Origin of the sequence: Pseudothermotoga sp., from assembly GCA_025060105.1 — a bacterium.
Lineage (GTDB): Bacteria > Thermotogota > Thermotogae > Thermotogales > DSM-5069 > Pseudothermotoga_A.
Genome location: JANXCS010000006.1, coordinates 126,353 through 148,600, shown reverse-complemented (window position 1 = coordinate 148,600; position 22,248 = coordinate 126,353). Strand labels below are relative to the sequence as shown.

General features: G+C 42.1%; 15 protein-coding genes. 14 read left to right on the top strand and 1 reads right to left on the bottom strand.

Features of this window, described 5'->3' with window-relative positions:
• Positions 1-122: 122 nt before the first annotated feature.
• The 6 genes from NZ875_07165 (at position 123) to NZ875_07140 (ending at position 6,586) form a co-directional block, all read left to right on the top strand.
• Positions 123-1,091, top strand: coding sequence for an ATP-binding cassette domain-containing protein (locus NZ875_07165; GenBank protein ID MCS7175518.1), 969 nt, complete (start codon positions 123-125; stop codon positions 1,089-1,091).
• A gap of 6 nt (positions 1,092-1,097) precedes the next feature.
• A complete protein-coding gene (locus NZ875_07160) occupies positions 1,098-2,123 on the top strand; it encodes a beta-lactamase family protein (protein ID MCS7175517.1) in 1,026 nt (341 codons plus the stop codon).
• 89 nt (positions 2,124-2,212) lie between these two features.
• A complete protein-coding gene (locus NZ875_07155; GenBank protein MCS7175516.1) occupies positions 2,213-2,746 on the top strand; it encodes an isochorismatase family protein in 534 nt (177 codons plus the stop codon).
• Positions 2,731-3,519 carry an NAD(P)/FAD-dependent oxidoreductase gene (locus NZ875_07150; protein ID MCS7175515.1) on the top strand — a complete coding sequence of 263 codons (789 nt, stop codon included), beginning with the start codon at positions 2,731-2,733 and terminating at the stop codon, positions 3,517-3,519. The genes NZ875_07155 and NZ875_07150 overlap by 16 nt, the downstream gene beginning before the upstream one ends.
• Positions 3,516-4,445, top strand: a complete 930-nt coding sequence (locus NZ875_07145) for a radical SAM protein (protein MCS7175514.1) — start codon at positions 3,516-3,518, stop codon at positions 4,443-4,445. The genes NZ875_07150 and NZ875_07145 overlap by 4 nt, the downstream gene beginning before the upstream one ends.
• A gap of 128 nt (positions 4,446-4,573) precedes the next feature.
• Complete coding sequence (locus tag NZ875_07140) at positions 4,574-6,586, top strand: transglutaminase-like domain-containing protein (GenBank protein MCS7175513.1); 2,013 nt, start codon at positions 4,574-4,576, stop codon at positions 6,584-6,586.
• A gap of 1 nt (position 6,587) precedes the next feature.
• Here NZ875_07140 and NZ875_07135 read toward each other — a convergent pair whose 3' ends face one another.
• Positions 6,588-7,913: an NAD(P)/FAD-dependent oxidoreductase gene (locus tag NZ875_07135; GenBank protein MCS7175512.1), complete on the bottom strand. Its 1,326-nt coding sequence runs from the start codon at positions 7,911-7,913 to the stop codon at positions 6,588-6,590.
• A 159-nt stretch (positions 7,914-8,072) separates the two neighbouring features.
• Here NZ875_07135 and NZ875_07130 point away from each other — a divergent pair, with 159 nt between their 5' ends.
• The 8 genes from NZ875_07130 to flgA all read left to right on the top strand — a co-directional run bounded on the left by NZ875_07130 (position 8,073) and on the right by flgA (position 22,245).
• Positions 8,073-11,813 (top strand): thrombospondin type 3 repeat-containing protein, encoded by a 3,741-nt coding sequence (locus NZ875_07130; GenBank protein MCS7175511.1) that lies wholly within the window; start codon positions 8,073-8,075, stop codon positions 11,811-11,813.
• Between the two features lie 221 nt (positions 11,814-12,034).
• The gene (locus tag NZ875_07125; protein MCS7175510.1) at positions 12,035-14,680 is read left to right on the top strand and encodes a calcium-transporting P-type ATPase, PMR1-type; all 2,646 of its coding nucleotides are present in this window, start codon (positions 12,035-12,037) and stop codon (positions 14,678-14,680) included.
• A gap of 195 nt (positions 14,681-14,875) precedes the next feature.
• Positions 14,876-16,099, top strand: a complete 1,224-nt coding sequence (locus tag NZ875_07120; protein ID MCS7175509.1) for an ABC transporter substrate-binding protein — start codon at positions 14,876-14,878, stop codon at positions 16,097-16,099.
• Between the two features lie 90 nt (positions 16,100-16,189).
• The gene (locus tag NZ875_07115) at positions 16,190-17,077 is read left to right on the top strand and encodes a sugar ABC transporter permease (GenBank protein ID MCS7175508.1); all 888 of its coding nucleotides are present in this window, start codon (positions 16,190-16,192) and stop codon (positions 17,075-17,077) included.
• Position 17,078: 1 nt separating this feature from the next.
• On the top strand, positions 17,079-17,885 hold the full coding sequence (locus NZ875_07110) for a carbohydrate ABC transporter permease (GenBank protein MCS7175507.1): 807 nt from the start codon (positions 17,079-17,081) through the stop codon (positions 17,883-17,885).
• Between the two features lie 13 nt (positions 17,886-17,898).
• Positions 17,899-20,256, top strand: a complete 2,358-nt coding sequence (locus NZ875_07105; protein MCS7175506.1) for a glycoside hydrolase family 2 — start codon at positions 17,899-17,901, stop codon at positions 20,254-20,256.
• A 22-nt stretch (positions 20,257-20,278) separates the two neighbouring features.
• Positions 20,279-21,280 carry a LacI family transcriptional regulator gene (locus NZ875_07100; protein ID MCS7175505.1) on the top strand — a complete coding sequence of 334 codons (1,002 nt, stop codon included), beginning with the start codon at positions 20,279-20,281 and terminating at the stop codon, positions 21,278-21,280.
• A 308-nt stretch (positions 21,281-21,588) separates the two neighbouring features.
• A complete protein-coding gene (gene flgA, locus NZ875_07095; GenBank protein ID MCS7175504.1) occupies positions 21,589-22,245 on the top strand; it encodes a flagellar basal body P-ring formation chaperone FlgA in 657 nt (218 codons plus the stop codon).
• Positions 22,246-22,248 lie beyond the last annotated feature (3 nt).

Sequence of the window (22,248 nt, the reverse complement as noted above, 5' to 3'; positions counted from 1 at the left end):
AGTGGTTGCAGATTCCACCCCAGGTGTCCCAAGATGATGGAAGTGTGTCGAGAAAAGGAACCAAAAGAAATACAAATGAATGGTCACACCGTCTGTTGCTGGCTTTATGAAGGTGATATGTGATGATAATCTCGCTGAGAAAAGTTAAAAAATATTTCCCCATTAGGGCCGGAGTTTTTCTGCAGATCGTAGGCTGGGTCAGAGCGCTTGAGGAGATAAACTTAGACATAAATGAGAACGAGACTGTAGGAGTTGTGGGCGAATCTGGTTGTGGTAAGACAACACTTGGGAGAATTGTGGCGAGGATACTTCAGCCAACCTCTGGAAGATTGGAGTTTCAAGGTGTGGATGTGACGAAAAGGTCTTCGAAAAATATCGAAAAACTCTTTCGAAGAACGGTTCAGATGATATTTCAAGATCCTTTCAATTCACTTGATCCGAGGATGACCATAGCAGACGTGGTGAGAGAGCCTCTAGAGGCACACAGAGTGTTCGAATCTAGAAAAGAGATGGAAGATTACGTTGTGGAACTTCTAGCAAAGGTGGGTCTCCATAGAGAACATCTATCGCGTTATCCACACGAGTTTTCAGGTGGTCAAAGGCAACGAATTGCTATAGCTAGGGCTATAGCCTTGAAACCAAAACTGATCGTTTGCGATGAACCCACATCGGCATTGGACGTTTCTGTGCAAAGCCAAATAGTGAATTTGCTTCAAGAACTGAGAGAAGAATACAACATGTCGTACCTTTTTATCTCCCACAATCTCGATCTGGTATATCATATGAGCAACAAGCTGATCGTGATGTATTTAGGGAATGTAGTGGAAGAAGGTGATGCCACAGAGATTTTTGAAAATCCTGTTCATCCTTACACAAGAGCGCTCATGTCAGCCGTCCCGAGCTGGGATCCAAACCAAAGAAAACTTTCAAAATTGAGACTTTTTGGAGAACCTCCAAGTCCAGTGAATCCTCCCATTGGGTGCGCCTTTTCTACGAGGTGTTTTTATAAGTTCGAGCGTTGCAAAAAGGAAAGACCACAATTGAACGGAAGCGAGAATCACAGGGTTGCTTGTTTTCTGTACAAGGGGTGAAATGAAATGAGTGAGAAGTTGTTCAGAAACGTCGACAGAATCGTGGAAGAACATTTGAACAAGATTTACCCAGGAGCTACGCTGTTGATAGGCTGGCCAGACGAAATCGTCTATGAAAAAGCTTACGGAACACTCGATTTTGAAAGAAGAACCAGCATCGATACGATTTATGATCTTGCCAGTTTAACAAAAGTTGTGGCCACAACGACAGCTGTGATGAAACTCTTTTCTGAAGGCTATCTGCACTTGTATGACACAGTTGGAAGGTTTATAAACACAGAAAAACCAAAATCAGATATCACGATAAAACAACTCTTATCGCACACTTCAGGCATGCAACCTTACTCGGAACTCTGGAAATACTTGAAAGGAAAAGAACTGCTGGGAGAAATTTTGAAAATACAGCCGATCGAGGAACCTGGAAAAAAGATCATCTATTCCTGTTTGAATTTCATAACACTCATGGCAATAATTGAGAAAATAGCACAGCGGTCTTTCGATGATTTTGTCTATGATATTTTCGAACCGTTAGGTATGCAAAACACAAAATTTTCACCAGGTCAAAATCAAGACATTGCCCCAACTTCTGAGAGGGAGGGAAAAAGGCTCGTCGGTTTTCCAGATGACGAACTCGCTTATTATCTAGGGGGCGTGAGCGGGAATGCTGGACTGTTTTCCAACGTGAAAGATCTCTTTAGATTTATGAGTGCTTTGCTCAAAGGTGAGATAGTTCCAAGGCAGGTGGTACGACTCTTCACGCAAACGGTTGTGGAAGCATCCAACGGCAAGAGGCATCTTGGTTGGATGTGTCCATCGAGTAACACAAGTAGCGGTGATGTCTTGACGGAGAAAGCCTTCGGGCACAGTGGTTTCACAGGAACCACAATTTGGTGTCGTGAAGATGGTTTGTTCGTTATATTTTTAACCAATAAAGGGTTCATAAAGAGACACGAAGACGAGATAACAAGAGTGAGAATACTTTTGCACAACTTGGTGTTCTCAAGTATAAGTGAAAGGAAAGAACTTTTCTAAAATCGTTCCGAAAGATGTTGTAACTCAGAAATCATTGAAGAAAGTAGGGGGTGAGTCAATTCTTCTGGAAAGAGAGACAAAGACACCCTTTGAAAATTCTTTCACCTGCTTTGATCATCGTTGATATTCAAAAGTACTTCTGTCATCCTTCTGGTAGGGCATACTTACCGGGTGTCGAAAAGATTCTATCCAATTTGCAAGCTTTAATGGAAACTTTCCGCCGAAAGAGTTTACCCATTGTTTTCACAATTCACGTTTCGAACAGTCAGAGAATGAAAGAGTGGTGGAACGATGACCTCGAACCGTACGAGGCCGAACCTTGCCTCAGTTTGGAGGGTGCAATAAAGATAGAGAAAGACACGTACGATGCTTTTTACAACACGAGGTTAGAAGATATTTTGAGAAGCTACGGCGTGAACCAAGTTTTCATAACTGGTGTGCGGACACATTTGTGTGTCGAGACCACTGCCAGGAGTGCGTTCGTTAGGAATTTTGACGTTGTGGTCGTGTGCGATGCTTGTTATGAACGTGAAGATTGGTATCATTTCTCATCACTGAAAAATTTGGCACATGGTTTTGCGATAATTGCGAGTACGGAGGAAGTGCTGTGCGCGTTGCGATAGTTGGGGCCGGTCCAGCTGGTGTTGCCGCAGCAATTTTTTTGAAGAGGTATGGAATACAACTAGATCTGTTCGAGAAAGATCAAGTTGGAGGTTTGATCGCGAATGCTTGGAGGGTTGAGAATATACCTTTCTTCGATCCTTGCCCTGGTGAGAAAATCGTTGAGCTGCTGCAGAGGAATTTGAGATACTTTTCCATCGAAATCGTTCACGAAGAAGTTTTGGAGGTGAAGGGTAAGAAACTACGTACAAAAAGCTTCGAGCAAGAGTACGACAAAATTTTGGTAGCGAGTGGAACGTTACCCAAGAGAATCACCGAGTTTGAAGTTTGTGAAAAAGTGGTGTACGAGTTCAAACACTTGCCAAAAAGTATGGATTCTCTGGCGATATATGGTGCGGGTGATGCTGCTTTCGACGGTGCTTTGAAAGCTGCGGAAAAAGGCGTAAAAAATGTTCATATCTTCAACAGATCCAGCACGATCAGAGCCTTACCTAGGCTCGTTGAACTTGCCAAGAACTCTCCGATCGTCTACCATGAAAAAGAACCTATAATTGAAGTTGGACAACAGCAGAATTTAATAATCAAAACCAACAAGACTTCTTACCACTTCGATGCTCTTTTGATATGCATCGGTAGAATGCCGAACGTTGGTTTCGTGACTGAGAAGACACATGATGTGTACATCGTTGGGGATGCTTCGGGTGGGTTTCGTCAAATGAGTATAGCAGTCGGTCAGGCTATCGAAGCGTGTATGAGGATGGTGAACGAGCAATGAAACTTCTGGCTGAATACGGAAAAACTGATCTGGCGAGTGTTTATGTGGGTGAAACGATCAGAGGCAATATCGTTGAGTTTGTTCAATCTTTGCAACCACCGCTTTCACGCAGTGAAAAGTGGGTCTTGATAGTATCCACCATGAACGGATGCCCAGTAGGTTGCAAGATGTGCGATGCTGGAGGCTTCTATAAAGGAAAACTCACTGCCGATGAGATCCTTGAACAGATAGATTTTCTTGTACTGAAATTCTTTCCGGAAGGGATAGTCAGAACAAAAAAGTTCAAAGTTCAGTTCGCTAGGGTTGGTGAACCTGCTTTGAATGAAGAGGTGCTCATTGCACTCGAGCAGTTATCGAAGTATGACAATCTTTTACCATCCGTGTCAACGATCGCTCCAGCAGGGTGCGATAGATTCTTCGAAGAATTACTGAATGTGAAAAATCGTTATTACAGAGGCAGGTTTCAGTTACAGTTTTCTATTCACTCTACAGACGAAAGACAAAGGGATGAACTTATGCCTGTGAGAAAATGGACGTTGGAACAAATCGCAGAATTCGGTGAAAATTTCGTTGAAAAGGATGACAGGAAAATCACGCTCAACTTTGCGCTTAGCCGCCAAGCTATTGTCGAATCAAGCAGAATCATTCAACTTTTCTCTCCCGACAAGTTTTTGATCAAGATAACCCCAGTGAATCCCACCTACAACGCTGTGAAAAACAACATTGTTTCGGATGTAGACGTTTCGAATGGTATGCCTCAGTCACACGCAAGCTTCGTCAAAAGTCTAGTGGAACACGGATTTGAAGTCATCCTCAGTGTGGGTGAACTTGAAGAAAACAACATCGGTAGTAACTGTGGTCAGTATGTTTCTAAGCATCTAAGCTCTCTTGTGAAAATGAAAGATGCTTACACCTACGTGAAGTGACGCGTAAAACCGCTAAACTTTTCCCGCCATTTGAGGATCTACCAGAATTCTACAAGTTAAGGTTTAAAAGTTGGAGATGATATAATAGTTAAAACAACACAAACAATTTGCTTACGGGAGGTGTGATTGTGAAAAGGTTTGTTTTTGTAATTTTACTGGCATTGATGCTAACAACTGTTTTCTCCATACAGATGACCAAGATCAACACGATTAAAATTTACGCTGAGGGAACAATCGACGAAAAAGGTGATATGGACATGAATCTCAAATGGATGTTCCCAACGAGCGCTCTTTATATACAGGTGAAATCAGCTTACCCCAACCCTTATGTTTTGCTCCGAAACATGACTACTTTCAGTAGCATTTTCGAAATGAGGGACACAACTGTCAGCTACGACGATGCAAAAAATTCTATAACCGCCCGTGCCAAATTGATCGGTGCTGTTGCCAACAGAAGACAACGTTGCGAGTTCTTCCTTGGACGGAATGCAGAAATGATCTACACCGATAGTAAAACTCAAGCTATTTTCGTGCTCGTTCAGTCTGCCTCTTCTGAGGAAGTAATCTTCACTATTTTCACGTTAAAACTTCCGAAAGATAGTTCAGATTTCAAGTATGACTCTTCCACTGGAATATTCTCTTTTGTTCAAAAGAGAAAGAACTTTTCCGGCAACGTTAGTGCGGAAGTCAACGTGAAAGTGAAACCTAGGATTATGTCGGCACTTTATAAAGTTTACGGTATGTCAGACGTGGCGAACGGAGCCTACTGGGTAGCCAAAACGATCTTCACGAACAAAGGCAAGGGTGATGTGGTGGACTTGAGGATATCTTACAAGCTGGGTGACTACACTTCTTGGTCACCGGAGAACGTGTACGATGTGGTCCCACCGAGCGGTTCGGTGGTGGATTTGTACTATCCAATAATTTCTTCAAACGTCACACAGCTCAGATCGCAAACACCAATCGATTTGCAAGTGAAGTACACCTACAAAGATAGATCAGGTAAAAGTTATTCTGATACTATCACCAAGAGAATCCAGATACTTGGAGTGAATCAGTTCGAATTTTCAAACGTGCCCGAGGAGGAAAGAACTGGGGCTTGGGCTGACAACTTCTCCAATGTCCCACTGATTGCGGCTTTTGTGACACACCTGGACGAACCAGTGAAAGCTTTCGCTGGTATGGTCAGTCAGCACGCAGGAGGAGTAGCAGCAGCTTCTAGAGATTCAGATGCAGAAACTTTCTGTAGAGCACTGTACGAACTTCTCATACACAACAAGGTTTCTTATCAAACACCCTCCGGTTTCTTGGTGGAATACGCATCGTCTGGGCAAGACATAAAGTTTCCGAGGGATGTGTTGAAAGACAAAGCGGGAACTTGTATTGATCTTGCGATACTTTTCGCTGCCGTCTGTAGAGCTGTCGATTTGAAGACCTACATAGTCGTTGTGCCTGGGCATGCCTTTCCCGTAGTTGAACTACCTTCGGGAGATATATTACCGATAGAATCTACTGGGATTGGGGGACCGGTTGTTGGAAAGAGCTTACCTTTCAATGAAGCGGTGGAGGCAGGCGCTCGAAACCTTTCAAAACTTGAATTTGGAAAGTTCTTTGTCGTAGACCCCATTGAACTTCAAAGAGTTGGGGTTTTGTCTCCTGAACTTCCATCACTTCCTTCAACAATTTTGAAAGACTGGGGCTATTCTCTGCCACAGCGCACTCAACAAACCCAACCGACCCAGCAGGTTCAGCAAAGACCTTCAGGCTCGACGCCGACGAACCCTTCACCAGCACCAGCCCCCACACCACAACCACAGAGGAGTGTTAACATCAGTGGCTATTTCGTTGGAAATTATAGAAATTCTATAACAGGACAGCAAGGTAAATTGGAATTCTACATCGAGCAATCTGGAAACAATATAAAGGGTGACGTTCATGTCGACGAATCGGACGAAGGTGAATTCACAGGCACCGTTTCTGGTAACAGCGTTAAAATCACAGCGAAGATCGAGTCTTATTATTATTCAACGACCTACACAGTGGTTTTCAACGGAACTATCCAAGGCAATACGATCTCCGGCAATTACAGTATTCCTGGTTCAAACGTGACCGGTACTTTCACAGTGAAGAAAAGCGAGTAACTCAACTTTGAATAGCTCTCATGTAACCCATGGCGGTAGCGTACTGGATGGACCTGGTCCAACCGCTACAATCACCTATAACGTGCAAATTCTCGACGATGTCGTTACAGAATTTGTTTGAATAGAATTTCACTTCTACTGCGTAGAGGAGATTATCGAAATAAGCTACGCCTTTGATGACTCGATCGAGATTGTCGATGAAATCAACTAAAGATTCCCTTATCTTGGAAGGAAAAACAAGGTTCGCATCTCCCAAAATGAAGCTGTTTCCGTTCAACGTGGGATATACTCTCCCAATTCTCTTCGTCCTTCTGTACTCTTTGAAATCTCCATAAGTTTGCAGGATGACTTTTTCTTTATCACCAGCCAGTATGTTCGCAAGCTTGGCAAGGTTTTTTCCGTAACCTGTTGGATCTTTGAATGGTTCTGTAAAGCGTGTCGTCACCAAAACAGCAAAATTAGTGTTATCAGTTTTGTGATAAGTGTCTGAATAACCGTTCACTGTTGTGAATTCATCGTACTTCTCCAAAGTTACTTTGCCGGAAGGATTTTGGCAAAAGAGTCTACACATATAACCTGTTCTCGTTCTGTACCTAACTTTCACTTCGTACATGTCGAAAAACTCTTCCATCACGTGGTTTGGGAGTTCATATCTGATACCTATATCAACGTAGTAGTTTTCTTTCACAAGTTGAGGATACTTCTCCTTGATACGATCCATCAACTTGTGCCCACTTCGACCAACTGAGATGACCAACTCGTCGAATGTGAATTCACCCTTGTTTGCTACAACTTTGTGTTTTGGACCAAGCTCAATATCTTCAACAATCGTGTTGAACAAAAATTGGATGTTCTTGAAAAAAGTGAAATATTCAAACAAGTTGTTGTTAGTCTCTCTGAGCACATCCGTTCCGAGATGAAAGAAATAAGCTTTCACTGGCTCGAAACCGTGATCGTAGAATCTTTTATAAACTTCTTCACTGGAAAAAGATTCACCGAACTCTATCTTTCTTCCGTTCCTCTCGAACGACTTGAGATACTCGATGAAATTGCTCTTATCTCTCAAAGTCGGTTTGTAACCAGAGTGGGTTAAATAAAGCTCGACGATCTTGTACTGTATATCCAACGGCACATCCAGCTCACCACCCATGCCTCTACTGATGAAGATTTTGCCGTCCATACGAACACCGGAAATTGTGTTGTGCATGTGATCTTTTCCCTTCTCGAATACGGTAATCTCGTAATCGTTAATTTTCCCCGTTTCTATCAAGCCCTCCAGAAAACCTATTGCTGCAGCACCAAATCCAACGATCCCAAGTCTCTTCACAGTTCAACCCTCCATTCTCACCTTTTATCTGATCATCGTGATAGAAATTTCCCCTGAAAAATTCTAATTGGATTCTAATCGATCCTGTCATAAATTCATTTTGAGCAAGATCGTTGTAATAAAGTTTTGCTTCCTCTTGCTCTCATGGGGGGATAGCTGGTGAAAAAACTCTATCTTTTAATGATTTGCTTGACCTCGATGATCACAGTGTTTTCATATCAAGAAAATACGCTCAATAATTTTGTCCAGTTTAAAACGTACGGCGATGGTGTCACTGACTTCTTAATCGATAAAAATGTGGTCGTCCTTGTTTTGACAGATCAAGAAGTTCACAAGGTTCAGGTGTACAACAAAACTGATAAAAAACTACTGTGGGAAAAAAAGTACAAATCGATTTTGACGAATATATGGAAAGCAAGAATAGTAGACGAAAAGCTCTGTCTCTTCGTTGAAGAATCCTCAAGTTCCGTTTCCTCTCCTCGTCTGGTTGTTCTCGATCTTCGCACTGGAAAAGACCTTTCCACCGACCTTCAACGAGCGATAGCGAAGTTTGGCACTATTTATCCTTTTCAGATGTACAAAACACAGCTACTTTTTAAGAGTGCTGCAGAGTTTTATGTTTTTGATTTGAAACAAGAAAAGTTGACCCATCCAGAAGGAAATTTCATTGCACTAGTCGGGGACAAAATACTTTATCTTGGAAAAGCCGACCCAAAAGCAAAGAATGAGGTACCTTTACTTTTCTGCCTTGAAGATGGAAAGATTCAATGGAAGGATAAAAAGTTCGGCGACGAAGAAATCAAATTCTTGCGTGATGAAAATTTATATCTTCAAGACATAACTGTTGAAGGATTTCCAATTCTCTTCGCTAAGAGTCCTAAACTGAAACAAGGTTCAACCAGATTTTTAGTCTTGACGGAGCTTGGAACGTGTAAGTTCTACGAACCCAGAGATCTCGGACTCGAATCAACCCGCTGGAAAGTTCTTTTTCAACACGTGAAAAGTTCTGGAAAAAATACTTCTCTCGTCGTTGGATTGACGTCTGAGTTCGATAGTCTCATGACTGATTTGATCCTGCTCACGTTCAACGCGTCCGGAGATTTGATTGCTGAACACAAGCTTTCGAACGTTCAAATCCTCCATCACGAACTGGACGGCTCAGGAAGGTTGATCCTGATCTGCCAGGGTTACACAGATCAATCGTTCATGATTTTCGATACGACTTCACTGAATAAACTTTTAGACCGTAAATTATCCAAAGATTTATCAATACACCAAGTTCTTGTGAATGATCGTGAAGAAATATACATGAAGGGCGCTTATGAACACGGTCCGTGTGTCTTTTCTCTCAGCAAATCTCAAGGAGAACTGTTGGCCTTCTATGCGATTGAACCTAGCAGCGTTGGGTTTATTCACTTTGGAGCGTGTGATGCTGAGGATTTGTTTTTGCTTTTCAAGGAACTTTCTCAGCCTGGCACAATCACGGTCGCTCGTATCCCAAAAACTAACAAAGGATGGCTTGAAGCTTCACTCAGCATAGAAAAACCAGCATATGTAAGTACCAAGGTGAAGATCGAATATGTCCCGAGTTTCGCCAAGATCTCAGCTAACGCAGGATTCATTGAAGATTCTCACTGGTTCACTCCTGCGAAAGCCGGTGTCTACACACTGACACTTCAAGTTGGTTCAGTGAAGAAAGAATTTCATGTGAATGTCGAGGAACTCGAGGTGGAATTGAACCTACCTGAACTCATTTATACAGACAGTCAAATAGAGATTTCTTACTCACCCGCGCAAGCGATACTCTCCGTCAGCTCTGGACGTTTAGAGAAAAACGATTGGTATGTACCAACCAAACCAGGACAAGTCGGATACATCTGGCATACCCCTTCAGAACCAGGTCTTCATAAACTCTTTGTCCAACTTCAGGATACGAAGAGAGAGTTCATGGTGAACGTTCTCCCAAAGGATAGTGACGGAGACGGGGTGACAGATTGGCTTGAGAATTTGTTTGGGAGTGATCCCAACAATACAAATACAGACGCAGATGCAGCTCGAGATAACGAAGATTTGTCTGTCTTGTTGAACCCACCTGAACCCATTTGGAAAGAACTTCAAGAGCCAGGGATGATTCGCCTGGAACAAGCGGTGTGTTTCTTCGGACTCGATGGCTGGGTTGAAAAATATCTTCATTCAAAATTGATCGAACGTTATGAAGAACAAGGAACACGGAAAAGCAAAATGAATGAAGAAACGTATCGAAAAATCATCGATGAACTTTTCAAAGATGAGCATTTCATAACCTACAGGATGGATAAAACCAGTAGATACCAAAATACGTACGGATCGGAGCAAGATCACAAACCCGAATTCAGTTGCATCTTTCCTTCAGACATGTTACACCCAATGGAATTCAGGTTTTATTACGATTGGCTCACAGATTTTCGAATCGTGCATTTGAAGAACAAAGATGCGATGTATTATCCTTCCCAAAGTAGTTTTTATCGATACTTACTGTACCCAGTTAGATTCGCACAAGGTTATGAGACGAACATACTGATTCAATTCTTTGATTACAGCACATACGATAGCCTCAGCTACGAAAATGATTCACGATACAAGATAGCTGGCTTTCTTTTTTCGTTTTACACCTCTGGTGATCTCAACAGAGATGACAACATTCCGTTCCATGAAGGTATTGCAGTGGCGATGATTGAACGGCCTGGACTTTTCAGAGTTGTTGTACGACTTCCAAGGGAGAAAATGAAAGGTAACTCAGCGTATCTGAAGCTGACGCCGATCTGGATAGAAAGGGAAGGAAAATCTGTTTCATACAAACCATTGATGCTGAAGTGGGATGTTAATGGCCTCGTGCGAGAAACTGTCTTCTTGAAAGACGCTCTTGGAAACAGCAAAGTACTGTGTGAAGAGCTCGCAAGTTTTGAAGATCTCAACAGCGAGATCTCTTGGTCCTTCGCTCTCAACAAACCAACAACTGCAGCGACGAATATAAAAATCAATTCACAACAACTCGGGATTGTTCAAAAAAACGATCAGCAAGAGTCTCGATATACAGTGATCGATCTCGTTCAAAATGTGACCAGATACACATTAAAAAGCCTCGAACTTGGCAAGAAAGTTTGTAGCTTCACTGAAACCTCAGTAAAGTCAATCAAGCGTGTAGATGATCTTGAGAAACTACCGAACGATCATTGGGCGAGATCCAAAAAATTTGGCGTTGCGAAATCTTCCCTAGAAGTTGCTACTGGTATCGCATCGATGATCACCGATGGCAATCAAGCTTGGGTCGCATTCAAACAGGGAGATTACATCCAGGCGAGTTATTTTGCACTCAAAACGATCTCAACTGCGGTGAGTACTACCCCCGAGTTGGTCAACATCGCGAAGGATGTTTTTGGTTACTCTGGTAAAGCTACCAAACTGGCGGTACTCTCATCCAAAAAAGCACAAGTTGGTATTGCCATAGCGGTTGGAGTGGTAGAATTCGGTTACGATTCTTACAAGTTCATCACCGTTGATGATCCCATCATGAAGCAAGCTTACGGTGAGAAAATGGCTGCGGACGTATTGGACACAGGAATATCCATAGTGGCGGTATTCTTTCCACATGTACTAGCAGGACAAATTACTTGGTCAGCTGGTGTTGAGGTGTATTCGTGGTTCTTCGGTGAAGACCTAGCATATAGAGTTTGCAGAACACCAGGTTCAGCTGCCGCTTTCCTATGGGAATATTTCGTCGGCGACATACCGGCTGAGCTCGCAAAAGAAGCTTACACCGATGCTTTGAGTTCTCTGTTCAAATTGATCGAAAATCTCAACAATGTGTATGCAACAGACAAGACATTTTACTTGTCGGTGTTCGTTGATCCTCAAAAATGATGGAGATGGTTAAATAAGCCTAGGAAAAACACTGTCTGAATTCCCCCAATTTGCCTTTAACATCGAATATAGTGTTTACAAATTTCTCAGCGAAACCGGTGAGGATAGCTTTGTATTCCTTCACAAATACTTTTCGGCTGTTGGATAGCTTATTGCAAAATTTTTGCAACTCATGAGAGATAAACTTTATTTTAAGAGAAGAGCTGTGGGGTGATGGAAAGTTGAAAGAATTCTACAGATTAAGTTCATGGCAAGTGTGTCAAGAATTGGGTGTCGATCCGCAAAAAGGTCTCTCAAGCGAAGAAGCAAAAAGAAGACTTGAACAGTATGGGCCGAACGAGTTGGCAGAGAAGAAAAAACGCACAATCCTTCAAATGTTTCTCTCACAGTTTACAGACTTTCTCATCATCATCCTGCTCGCCGCCGCTGGTATATCTATCATCGTTGGAGAAGCTGTAGACGCGATACTCATCATGATCATAGTTCTCCTGAACGCTACATTGAGCACAATACAAGAATCCAAAGCCGAAAAATCCCTTCAACTTCTCAAAAAAATGGCTGCTCCAGTTGCGCGTGTTTTGAGAGATGGAGTTGTTCAAACTGTACCATCTCGAGAAATTGTACCAGGCGATGTTGTCATTCTCGAGGCAGGCAACTATGTTCCTGCCGATGGCAGGTTAATAGAATCGGTCAACCTTTCCGTGAGTGAAGCAGCACTCACAGGTGAATCTCAACCTGTTGAAAAATCGATTGAACCTATAGATGAACCGAACCTACCCATAGGTGATAGAACGAACATGGTTTATTCGGGCACCATAGTGAGCAGAGGACGTGGCAAGGCCGTGGTGACCGCTACAGGTAACGAAACCGAGATAGGAAAGATCGCAAAGATGCTGACAGAACTTGAAGAAGAGCAAACACCACTACAGAAGAATTTGGAGAAGCTTGGTAAACAAATAGGTTTGATCATACTCGCCATTTGTGCAATCGTTTTCATCGTTGGCATCATCGAAGGAAATCCGATCTTAGAAATGTTTCTCACATCGGTGAGCTTGGCTGTGGCTGCTGTGCCCGAAGGCCTACCTGCCGTGGTGACAATCGTGCTGGCGCTCGGTACGTACAACATGGTGAAGAGGCATGCGATCATACGAAGATTGCAAGCAGTGGAAGCGCTTGGCTCAGTGAACGTGATTTGCTCTGACAAAACTGGTACACTCACCAAGAACGAGATGACGGTGGTGAAATATTACTTGCATCCAAATCAATGGCTACAGCACGAACCGTCTGACCAAATTCCAAACGCTTTGAAAGAAGCTCTGATCTCGGCTACTCTTTGTAACGATGCTTTCATAGCTTTTAAAGGCAACACTAAAGTCACTTCAGGTGATCCAACGGAAATCGCCCTAGCCGCTGCAGCATGGGATTTCGGATTGAAGAAAGAAGAACTTGAAAAAGAGATGCCCAGAGTGTACGAGATACCATTCGATTCCGATAGAAAGATGATGACAACGGTTCACAAGAGAAATGCTTCTTTCGTCTCTTACACAAAAGGTGCTCCAGACATCGTTGTTGCCAGATGCACAAAGTATGTATCGATTTCTGGAGAGATAAACGATTTGACGGAGAAGGATAAAATAGAGATTCTTCAAGCAAACCAACGCATGGCTCAAGATGGCTTGCGCGTTCTTGCGGTAGCTTACAAAAATGTTGAGGAAAACGAGTACAAAGAACTCGAACAAGACCTGATCTTCCTCGGTCTCATCGGCATGATAGATCCTCCGAGACCTGAGGTGAAAGAAGCTCTCGAAAAGTGCAAAACTGCGGGAATAAAGGTCATCATGATCACTGGCGACCACAGAGCCACAGCCCAAACTATAGCGAGAGAAATAGGAATACTCGATTCGGAAGGAAAAGTGCTGACAGGTGTTGAGCTTATTGAAATGGATGCTGATGAACTCGCGAAAGTGGTTGAAGATGTAAAAGTTTACGCGAGGGTTTCTCCGAGCGACAAGCTGAAGATCGTCGAAGCGTTGAAAAAGAGAGGTAAGATCGTTGCCATGACAGGAGATGGTGTGAACGATGCTCCCGCTTTGAAGAGAGCAGACATAGGTGTTGCCATGGGTATAACAGGAACAGACGTTTCAAAGGATGCTTCCGATATGGTCCTCACTGACGATAACTTTGCCAGCATTGTCGCTGCAATAGAAGAAGGAAGAAAGATCTTTGATAACATAAGAAAAGTCGTCTATTATCTGCTTTCTTGCAACATCAGCGAGGTCGCAACTATATTCATATCTATCTTACTCCGTTTGCCATTGCCTCTGATACCTGTCCAGATCCTATGGATGAACTTGGTCACGGACGGTCTTCCTGCGCTCGCACTAGGTGTTGAACCAGCGGAACCCGATGTCATGAGAAGGCCCCCAAGAGACCCGAAAGAAGGAATCATGAGCAGAGAGGTTTTGAGAAAGATATTCATCGGTGGATTGCTACTCTCCGTTTTGACGCTCTTTGTTTACGGTTGGGCACTTATGGAACACGATGAAATAAGGCTTTTAAGGACCATGGTGTTCTTCACGTTGTGCACTGGTCAGCTGTTCCACGCTCTCAATTCGAAGTCTCTGAGGCACTCACTGATCAAAGTAGGCGTGAAAAACAATCCGCGTTTGGTCTTGGCTTGTGTTGTTTCGTTCGCACTACTTTTAGCTGTGATATACGTTCCTGGCCTTCAAAATGTGTTTGGAACAGCCACGCTAGCAGGACATCAACTCTTGGTAAGCGTTCTTGCAGCTGTGATGATCATACCGTTGTTCGAACTTGTAAAGCTTCTCGAACGAAGGATTGAGAAAAGCTCAACGAACAATTGAACCTATTGGGTTTTTCCCAAATTTCTCATTTTAGTGACCGTATGTCGCCATTTTGGTGTGAATTTGTCAAATTTGCAATAAATATTTATCCTTTCTCTATTTAGCCTGCTTTTTCGAGGTTTTTCTTTCCTTGTTTTTAGGTGAACGTTAATGTTATCGTTATAATAGATGATCTCATTTGGAGGAGGTGTTCGTATGAGAAGGTTGCTCATCGTCACAGTTCTGCTTACTTTCTTTACCTTAGTCACAGCAAAAACAACGATAACTGTTTGGACGTTCTTCGGAGGAGGAGAGGGATTTCTCGTCACTGAGCTCATCAAAAAGTTCAATGCGGAGAATCCAGATATCGAAGTCGTTGAGCAAATTGTAGAATGGGGCCAACTTTACAACAAGTTGATTACTGCGATCTCGGCAGGAGATCCACCCGACGTTTCTGTAATGCATCTAGCTGTACTCCCAGATTTCGCTTCAAGGGACGCTTTGGTGGCACTCGATAAGTATGTATCCAAAAGTGTTCTAGAAGATTACATACCAGAAATAGTTGAAAAAGCCCGCTTTGACGGCAAACTTTACGCGATACCGTTTGACACACATCCTTTGGTACTTTATTACAACAAGAAGTTGCTGAGACAAGCTGGTTTGGTTAATGCGAAAGGTGAGGTCCTCGTTCCTAAAACTTGGGATGAACTGTTGAATTATGCAAAACAAGCCAAAGAGAAACTTGGACTTGAAGTGGGAATCACTAGCGAGATAGGTGCAATGATGGGGGAAAGGCTTTTCATCGCTTATTACACACAACTTGGTGGACAAATTTATGATGCCAAAACAAAAAGTTTAAAGTTAGATTTTGACAAAGTCAAAAAAACTTACGAGTTTATAAGTAATCTCTACAAGAGTGGGATCATGAAAACTATGACCTATGATACGGCCGAATCGCTCTTTCAGAACAATCAATCTCCATTCCATCTGAATGGTGTTTGGGTAATGGCAGTTTATCCTACCCTCAAAGATTTTGAGTTTGGTGTGACGAGTATACCCGCAATACCTGGTAGTAAACCATTCACATGGGCAGACAGCCACACATGGGTGATACCAAAGAAACCTAAGGAAGACCCAACAAAGATAGCAGCTTCGGTGAAGTTCATTGAATGGTTTGCAAAAAGCACTGCTGAGTGGGCAAAAGCTGGACATTTACCTGTTCTTAAAGGTGTTCTGAAATCTGAAGCTTTCTTGAGTTTGCCAATGAGGAAAGACTACGCACAGGTAGCTGAATTTTTAGTCCCAGCTCCGAGTGTTCGTGGCTGGGTGGAGATTAGGCAGAAAATGTGGGAAATTGGTGAAGCTGTAATTCTTGGCCAGAAATCACCGGATGCGGCCGCAAAAGAACTCATTGATTTCGTAAGACAAGTGATTGACTGAGAGTGTCCTGACCTAAGCAAATCCTGAAGATGTGGAGGGGGGAAACATTCCCCCTCCATTATTTAAGATCGTTATGCGAGGTGACCATCAATGATAAGGTTTAGAAGAAAAAGGCATGCTTTATTAGCCTACCTCTTGTTCATACCCTTCGGAGTCCTTTTAATGGTTTTCAAGTTGATTCCTTTTGTAAACTCAGTGAGGATGGTTTTCTACAGGTGGGATGTATTCGGAACACCAAGATATATCGCCTTAGGAAATTTCACAAGAATGTTCTCTGATAAAGTTTTCTGGTCTTCTCTATGGCATACAGTTTATTTCGTCATATTAATCGTTCCACCAATCTTTACGCTTTCTTTTCTGATAGCTATCCTCATAAACTCGAAAGTGCGTTTCAAAGGATTTCTCCGAAGCGCGTTCTATCTACCCTACACACTAACCATCTCCGTTGTCTGCTTGACTTGGGGCATGATGTACAACCCATATTTCGGGCTCATTGGTAGAGTAATGAAGTTGTTTGGTTTAAAGCCCATAAACTGGCTTGCCGATCCTACTTGGGCTGCCCCGGCAGTCTCTATAACAACTGTTTGGTGGACCATAGGATTTTGCATAGTGCTGTACCTTGCAGGTCTTCAACAGATACCTACTTCTTATTATGAAGCAGCGAATCTAGATGGGGCAAGCGGCCTTCAAAAAATGCTTTACATTACCTTTCCCTTACTCAAACGAGTGCACGTCCTGGTTATTGTTACACAAATAATAGCCTCGCTACAGATATTCGGACAGGTTTTCATTATGACCGGCGGAGGACCAGCAGGAAGAACGAGAACTTTGATGCAGTACATATATGAGCAAGGATTTCGATACTTTAGAATGGGTTATGCCCAAGCCATGGCTTTCGTGTTGTTCTTGGTTATGCTTGTGTTTGCATACATGCAGCTTCGTCTCATGATCGCTTCAGGTAAAGAGGAGTTGATTTAATATGACTTTAAAAAGGTGGGTTTTGACGATCTTCGCAGTACTAATCGGATTTCTATACTTGGTACCATTGATCTGGATGACCTTCGCTTCCTTTCAAACTGAAAAGGACATACTCGCTGGAAAATGGATCCCCAGCATCTGGTTTATAGACAATTACAAAATAGTTCTACAAAGAGCAAAAATCGGTGCATGGTTCAGAAACAGTTTATTGTCCGCCAGTGGAGCCACTCTAGGCATTTTGTTTGTCTGTATTCCTGCGGCTTACGCACTGAGTCGAATGGAATTCCCAGGGAGGAAACTGTTGTATATCCTATCTTTAACAGGTTTCATGATACCCAACCAAGCAATTGCGATACCTCTCTACTTAATTGTTAGGAAAATGGGGCTAGTCAACAATTTATTTGGTATCATAATCCCAGCATTACCTTCATCGATGGCCGTTTTTATACTCTCCCAGTTCATGAAGGCGATCCCACTAGACTATGAAGAAGCAGCACGCTTAGATGGAGCTGGAGAGCTGGATATAATGCTGAAGGTAATCTTACCTATGTCTATTCCTGCTATTGTGACAGTAGCGGTACTCCATTTTACCTGGATTTGGAACGACTTCTTCTGGCCTTTGATTATAATGACTTCGGAAAAGATGTACACTTTGCCTGTTGGCCTAGTGGCTTTAGCGGGTTCTGATGTAAATATACGATATGGTCCTATAATGGCAGCCAACGTGATCGCTTCTCTCCCAGTGATCGTTATATACCTTTTTATGCAGAGATACATCACACGAGGCGTGATACTCAGCTTAAGATGAGAGGTGATGGTGAATGAGATTGAAAATCAACGAAAATTGGAACTTTTCTATCGATGAAAAAAGATGGAGAAAGGTGCATCTACCGCATCAAATCGAATTAAGCACTCAAAGTTACCCGAACCCCATATCTTTGACAGGTATTTACGAAAGAGAACTCGACCTTAGAGGCTTCCAGGGAAAGAGGATTTTTCTTGTTTTTCATGGAATCGATCACTCTGCAACGATTTATATCAACAACAAGCGAGTTACTGAGCATGAAGGTGGATATGATTCGTTCAAGATCGATGTAACTGACCAACTCAGGTTTGACGGAACCGATCTTTTAAGATTGATTGTAAAAGATCTCGACGTTTGTTCAAACCCCAATCTGATTGCAGGTAAACAAGACTGGTACGGTAATGCTACAGGTATCCTTCAGGATGTTGAACTATGGATCGTCGAAGAAGTTCACATAGACCATGTTCAAGTTTTTCCCAAGAAAGATCTCAAAACTGTTGAATGTAAAGTTGCCTTCTCGGACAGGAAAAATCATGCTCTCAGCTACACTTTGATCGATCCAAATGGAAAGGAGATCCTGAAAGGAGAAACAAAGGAAAACCATCTGTTTTTAACTATTCCAAACCCAGAGCCGTGGAACTTGCAATCGCCAAAGTTGTATACGTTACTCATTCGTTCACTCGAAGATGGTCAAGATGTTTTTCAAACGAAATTCGGCTTGAGATATATAGAAACGGTTGGTGACAAGGTTTTGCTCAACGGTGAACCTATTTATCTATTTGGAGCACTAGATCAAAATTTCTACTCGGATACACACTATATCCTTCCAAGCAGAGAGAGAGTTCTTTCGGAATTTCTCAAAATCAAGGAAATGGGACTTAATTTGCTTAGATGTCATGTCAAGATACCGAATGAGATCTATCTCGATTTGGCTGATGAACTTGGCATTATGGTTTGGATTGATTTACCCTACGCAAGAAAACTGGATAGTTTGGGGAAAGCTTATCTTGAAAAACTTTTGGAAAATACCTTGAAAAGATTTTCAAACCATCCATCTTTCATCATGCTCAGTTTGATCAATGAAAGTTGGGGACTCGATTTAACTGAAAACTCACCACAAGAAGATCGTGAATGGGTCAAAAAAATGTATGAAAAGGCCAAGCAACTTGATCCCACACGCATCTATGTTGACAATTCAGCCTGTCCTTGGAATTATCACGTCGTTTCCGATATTGATGATTACCACTTCTACAATTCTTTCCCTTATCATAACGAAACTTGGAAAAGAAGAATAAAAGATTTCGCAAATGGTGATTATAAAACATTCTTCGAAACACCGAATAAGAAGCTGCCAAAACTGGTTTCAGAGTTCGGCGTGTGGGGTACCTCAGATCCTAAAACTTGGACAGGAAAGTGGATGAATTTTCCGATCCTCGTTATGGGAACGAAATTTGAAGATTCTTCACCTAGTTCAGCTATTGAGAAGTTGTCAAAAATCTACAATCTAGATGATTTCACTTATCAAGCACAATTACATCAACTGCTTGGATTGAAATTCCAGATAGAACATATCAGGTTAGAACGAAATATAACCGGTTATGTCATAACTGAACTTTCAGACATAGCATGGGAAGCGAATGGATTACTTGATTACAACAGGATGCCTAAGTGGTTCTATCCATACTTGAGATTCTTAAACCACGAAATTATTCCAATTTTACTTAATCATAGGTCTTTGCTCTTGGAGGGCGAAGAATATAAAGCGAAAATCTTCATTGCAAACGGTTCTATAAGGAAACTTACAGCAAATTTGGTTCTGCGTACGGAAACTAGAAAGCTCTATGAAACCGAAATAAATGTTGAACCATTCTGCGTGAAAGAGATCGGTGAGATCTCGACTGTTTTAGAAAAAACCACACAGAACTTACTAATTGAAATATTCCAAAATGGTGAGATGTTGAATAGAAATTTTTACCCCGTCTGTGTTCTTACTCCAATGCAACCCGACATACCAATTGTGTGGGTTAACAATGAGGAATTTGTACACGAGGAATTCACTTGCATACATGAAAGTACTAAAATCAAAGAATTTCTTGATTTCAATGGAGATTGGATAAGTGCTCTGACACTTTTCAATGTAAAAAGGAATCGCAATTTAGCAGCTCTATTGTGGGGTTTAGGAGAATTAACCACACCATATGTTTTGATAGCAAAGAATAACAGTTTTGATTTTGAAAGCTCCATTATAACTAAAGTGCTCGGCTGGGGGTATTTGTTTGGGTCACTTGTCTATTCAAAAAAAGAAAGTGGGGAGGTCTTCACAACTTTAAAAGAATGTGATTTGGCCGAAGCGTTAATAGCATCTATACTGTAAAATACCCATAAGGTGATGAACAATGAAAAAGTATGTGACCATGAGAGATATCGCTGAGCGCGCGATGGTATCTGTTAATACCGTATCAAAAGTCTTGAACAACAAACCAGACATAAGCAAAGAAACCAGAGAACGCGTGTTGAAAGCCGCGAAGGAATTGGGTTACATCAAAAATGTGACGGCTTCGGCTTTGAGAAACAGTAAAACCAAGATCGTAGGTGTTGTACTTGAGGATACAACAAACCTTTTTTTCGCTGAGGTGTTGGAAGGCATAGAAGCTGCTGCACGAAAATATGGCTATCGCTTAATTCTTATGAACACTCAAACGAATCTAGAAAAGCAAAAAGAAGCGATCTATACGCTCATGGAACATAGAGTTGAAGGTATTCTGATCACACCAACAGGAGATGGAACAAAAGATCTAAGAAAACTTTCAGAAATGAATTTTCCGATTGTTATCGTTGGAAGACATTTGGAAGGTTTGAACTTAGATGAGATACACAGCGATGAAATAAAAGGGGGTTATATTGCAACAAAGCATCTTATAGAAAAAGGTAGAAAGAAGATCTTACTAATAAACTCTGCTCCAAAGAACTCTGCTGCTCAAATGAGATGTGAAGGTTACCGGAAAGCTTTACGCGAGGCTGGTATAATTCTGCCCGAGGATTATATAGTAATCACACATGGGCCCAACATGGAAGGTGGTTATCAAGGTATAAAGCAGGCATTCGATAAAGGTTTAGACTTCGATGCGGTTTTCTGCTATAATGATATGTTCGCTTTTGGGGCGATCAGAGCACTCAGAGACTTAGGTAAGAGAGTACCTGAAGATGTATCAGTTGTTGGATACGATGATGTGACGTTTGCTTCTTACTACTGTCCGGCACTCACAACTGTTAGAATTGATAGGTTTGGCTTGGGTTTCAATGGTTTCAAGATGTTGCTTGAGAAGATGAGAAATAGAAGAAAAAAGACCAAACATCTCGTGCTGGATGTCGAACTGATCGTGAGGGAATCAAGCTGAGGAACCTTGAAGTCAAGTTTGAGTTATGTTTGTAACAAAAAACCACTCTTTGTGGAACGATCATCAAAGAATAACCCAAGTTTTGCGATAGCTTTCAAACCATCAAATTAAACTTTTTTACCATCATAAGTGTTGCGATTCAATTTTACGCTTTGTTCCAAATCACTGCCAATAAAGCTCATTTGATCTCCTCAAAAATGTGAACCTATCGATTCAATCTGAGCTGCTTCTCTATAACCACTTGAATGCTTCAAAAGTATTCAAGGATTGCCATACGCTGACATAGAAATAATAAATCGGTGAAGCCCATGAAGAACCTTGTGGTGTTGATTCTATTCAGCTTTTCATTCTTTTTGTTTGCGAATGAAGTCGTTTTTGAAGCGATAGAAAAGTTCGCTAGAGAAAATTTTGGACCAAATGTGACGATTGTCTCTTTCGAAATCAGGAGCACCCCAAGTTCATTCGATGAAGTCCAGTTGATCTCCCACGCGCGTTTTGGTAGCATGTTCAGTTTCCTCTTCAAAACCTTTCGTGAGAGAACTTTCTGTGGTTATCTGCGCGCTCAATGTGAACTAGCCATCTTTTCAAATGTCTTGCTCGCTAGCAGAACCATAAGATCCGGAGAAACGTTCAGTGAGAAGGATGTGACGTTGGGAAAGGTCAATCTTTTAAGTTTGAAGGTCGAGTATTGCACAAAACAGGAAGAGGTGATCGGAAAAATCGCTCGAAAGATGTTCAGACAGGGTGAACCCATAGATGCGAGATATCTAGTGAAACCTCCCGATGTTAGAGCTGGTCAACTACTCACAGCGAAGGTACAAATTGGATCAGTGTTTGTAACGACTCAGGTGCGGGCTATGCACGATGCTTACATTGGTGAAAAGATTTCTGTCAGAAATGTTTCGAGCGGTGTGATGATAAACGGTTTGCTTCAGGAAGATTTAACGGTCGTCGTTGGAGGTTGAAAG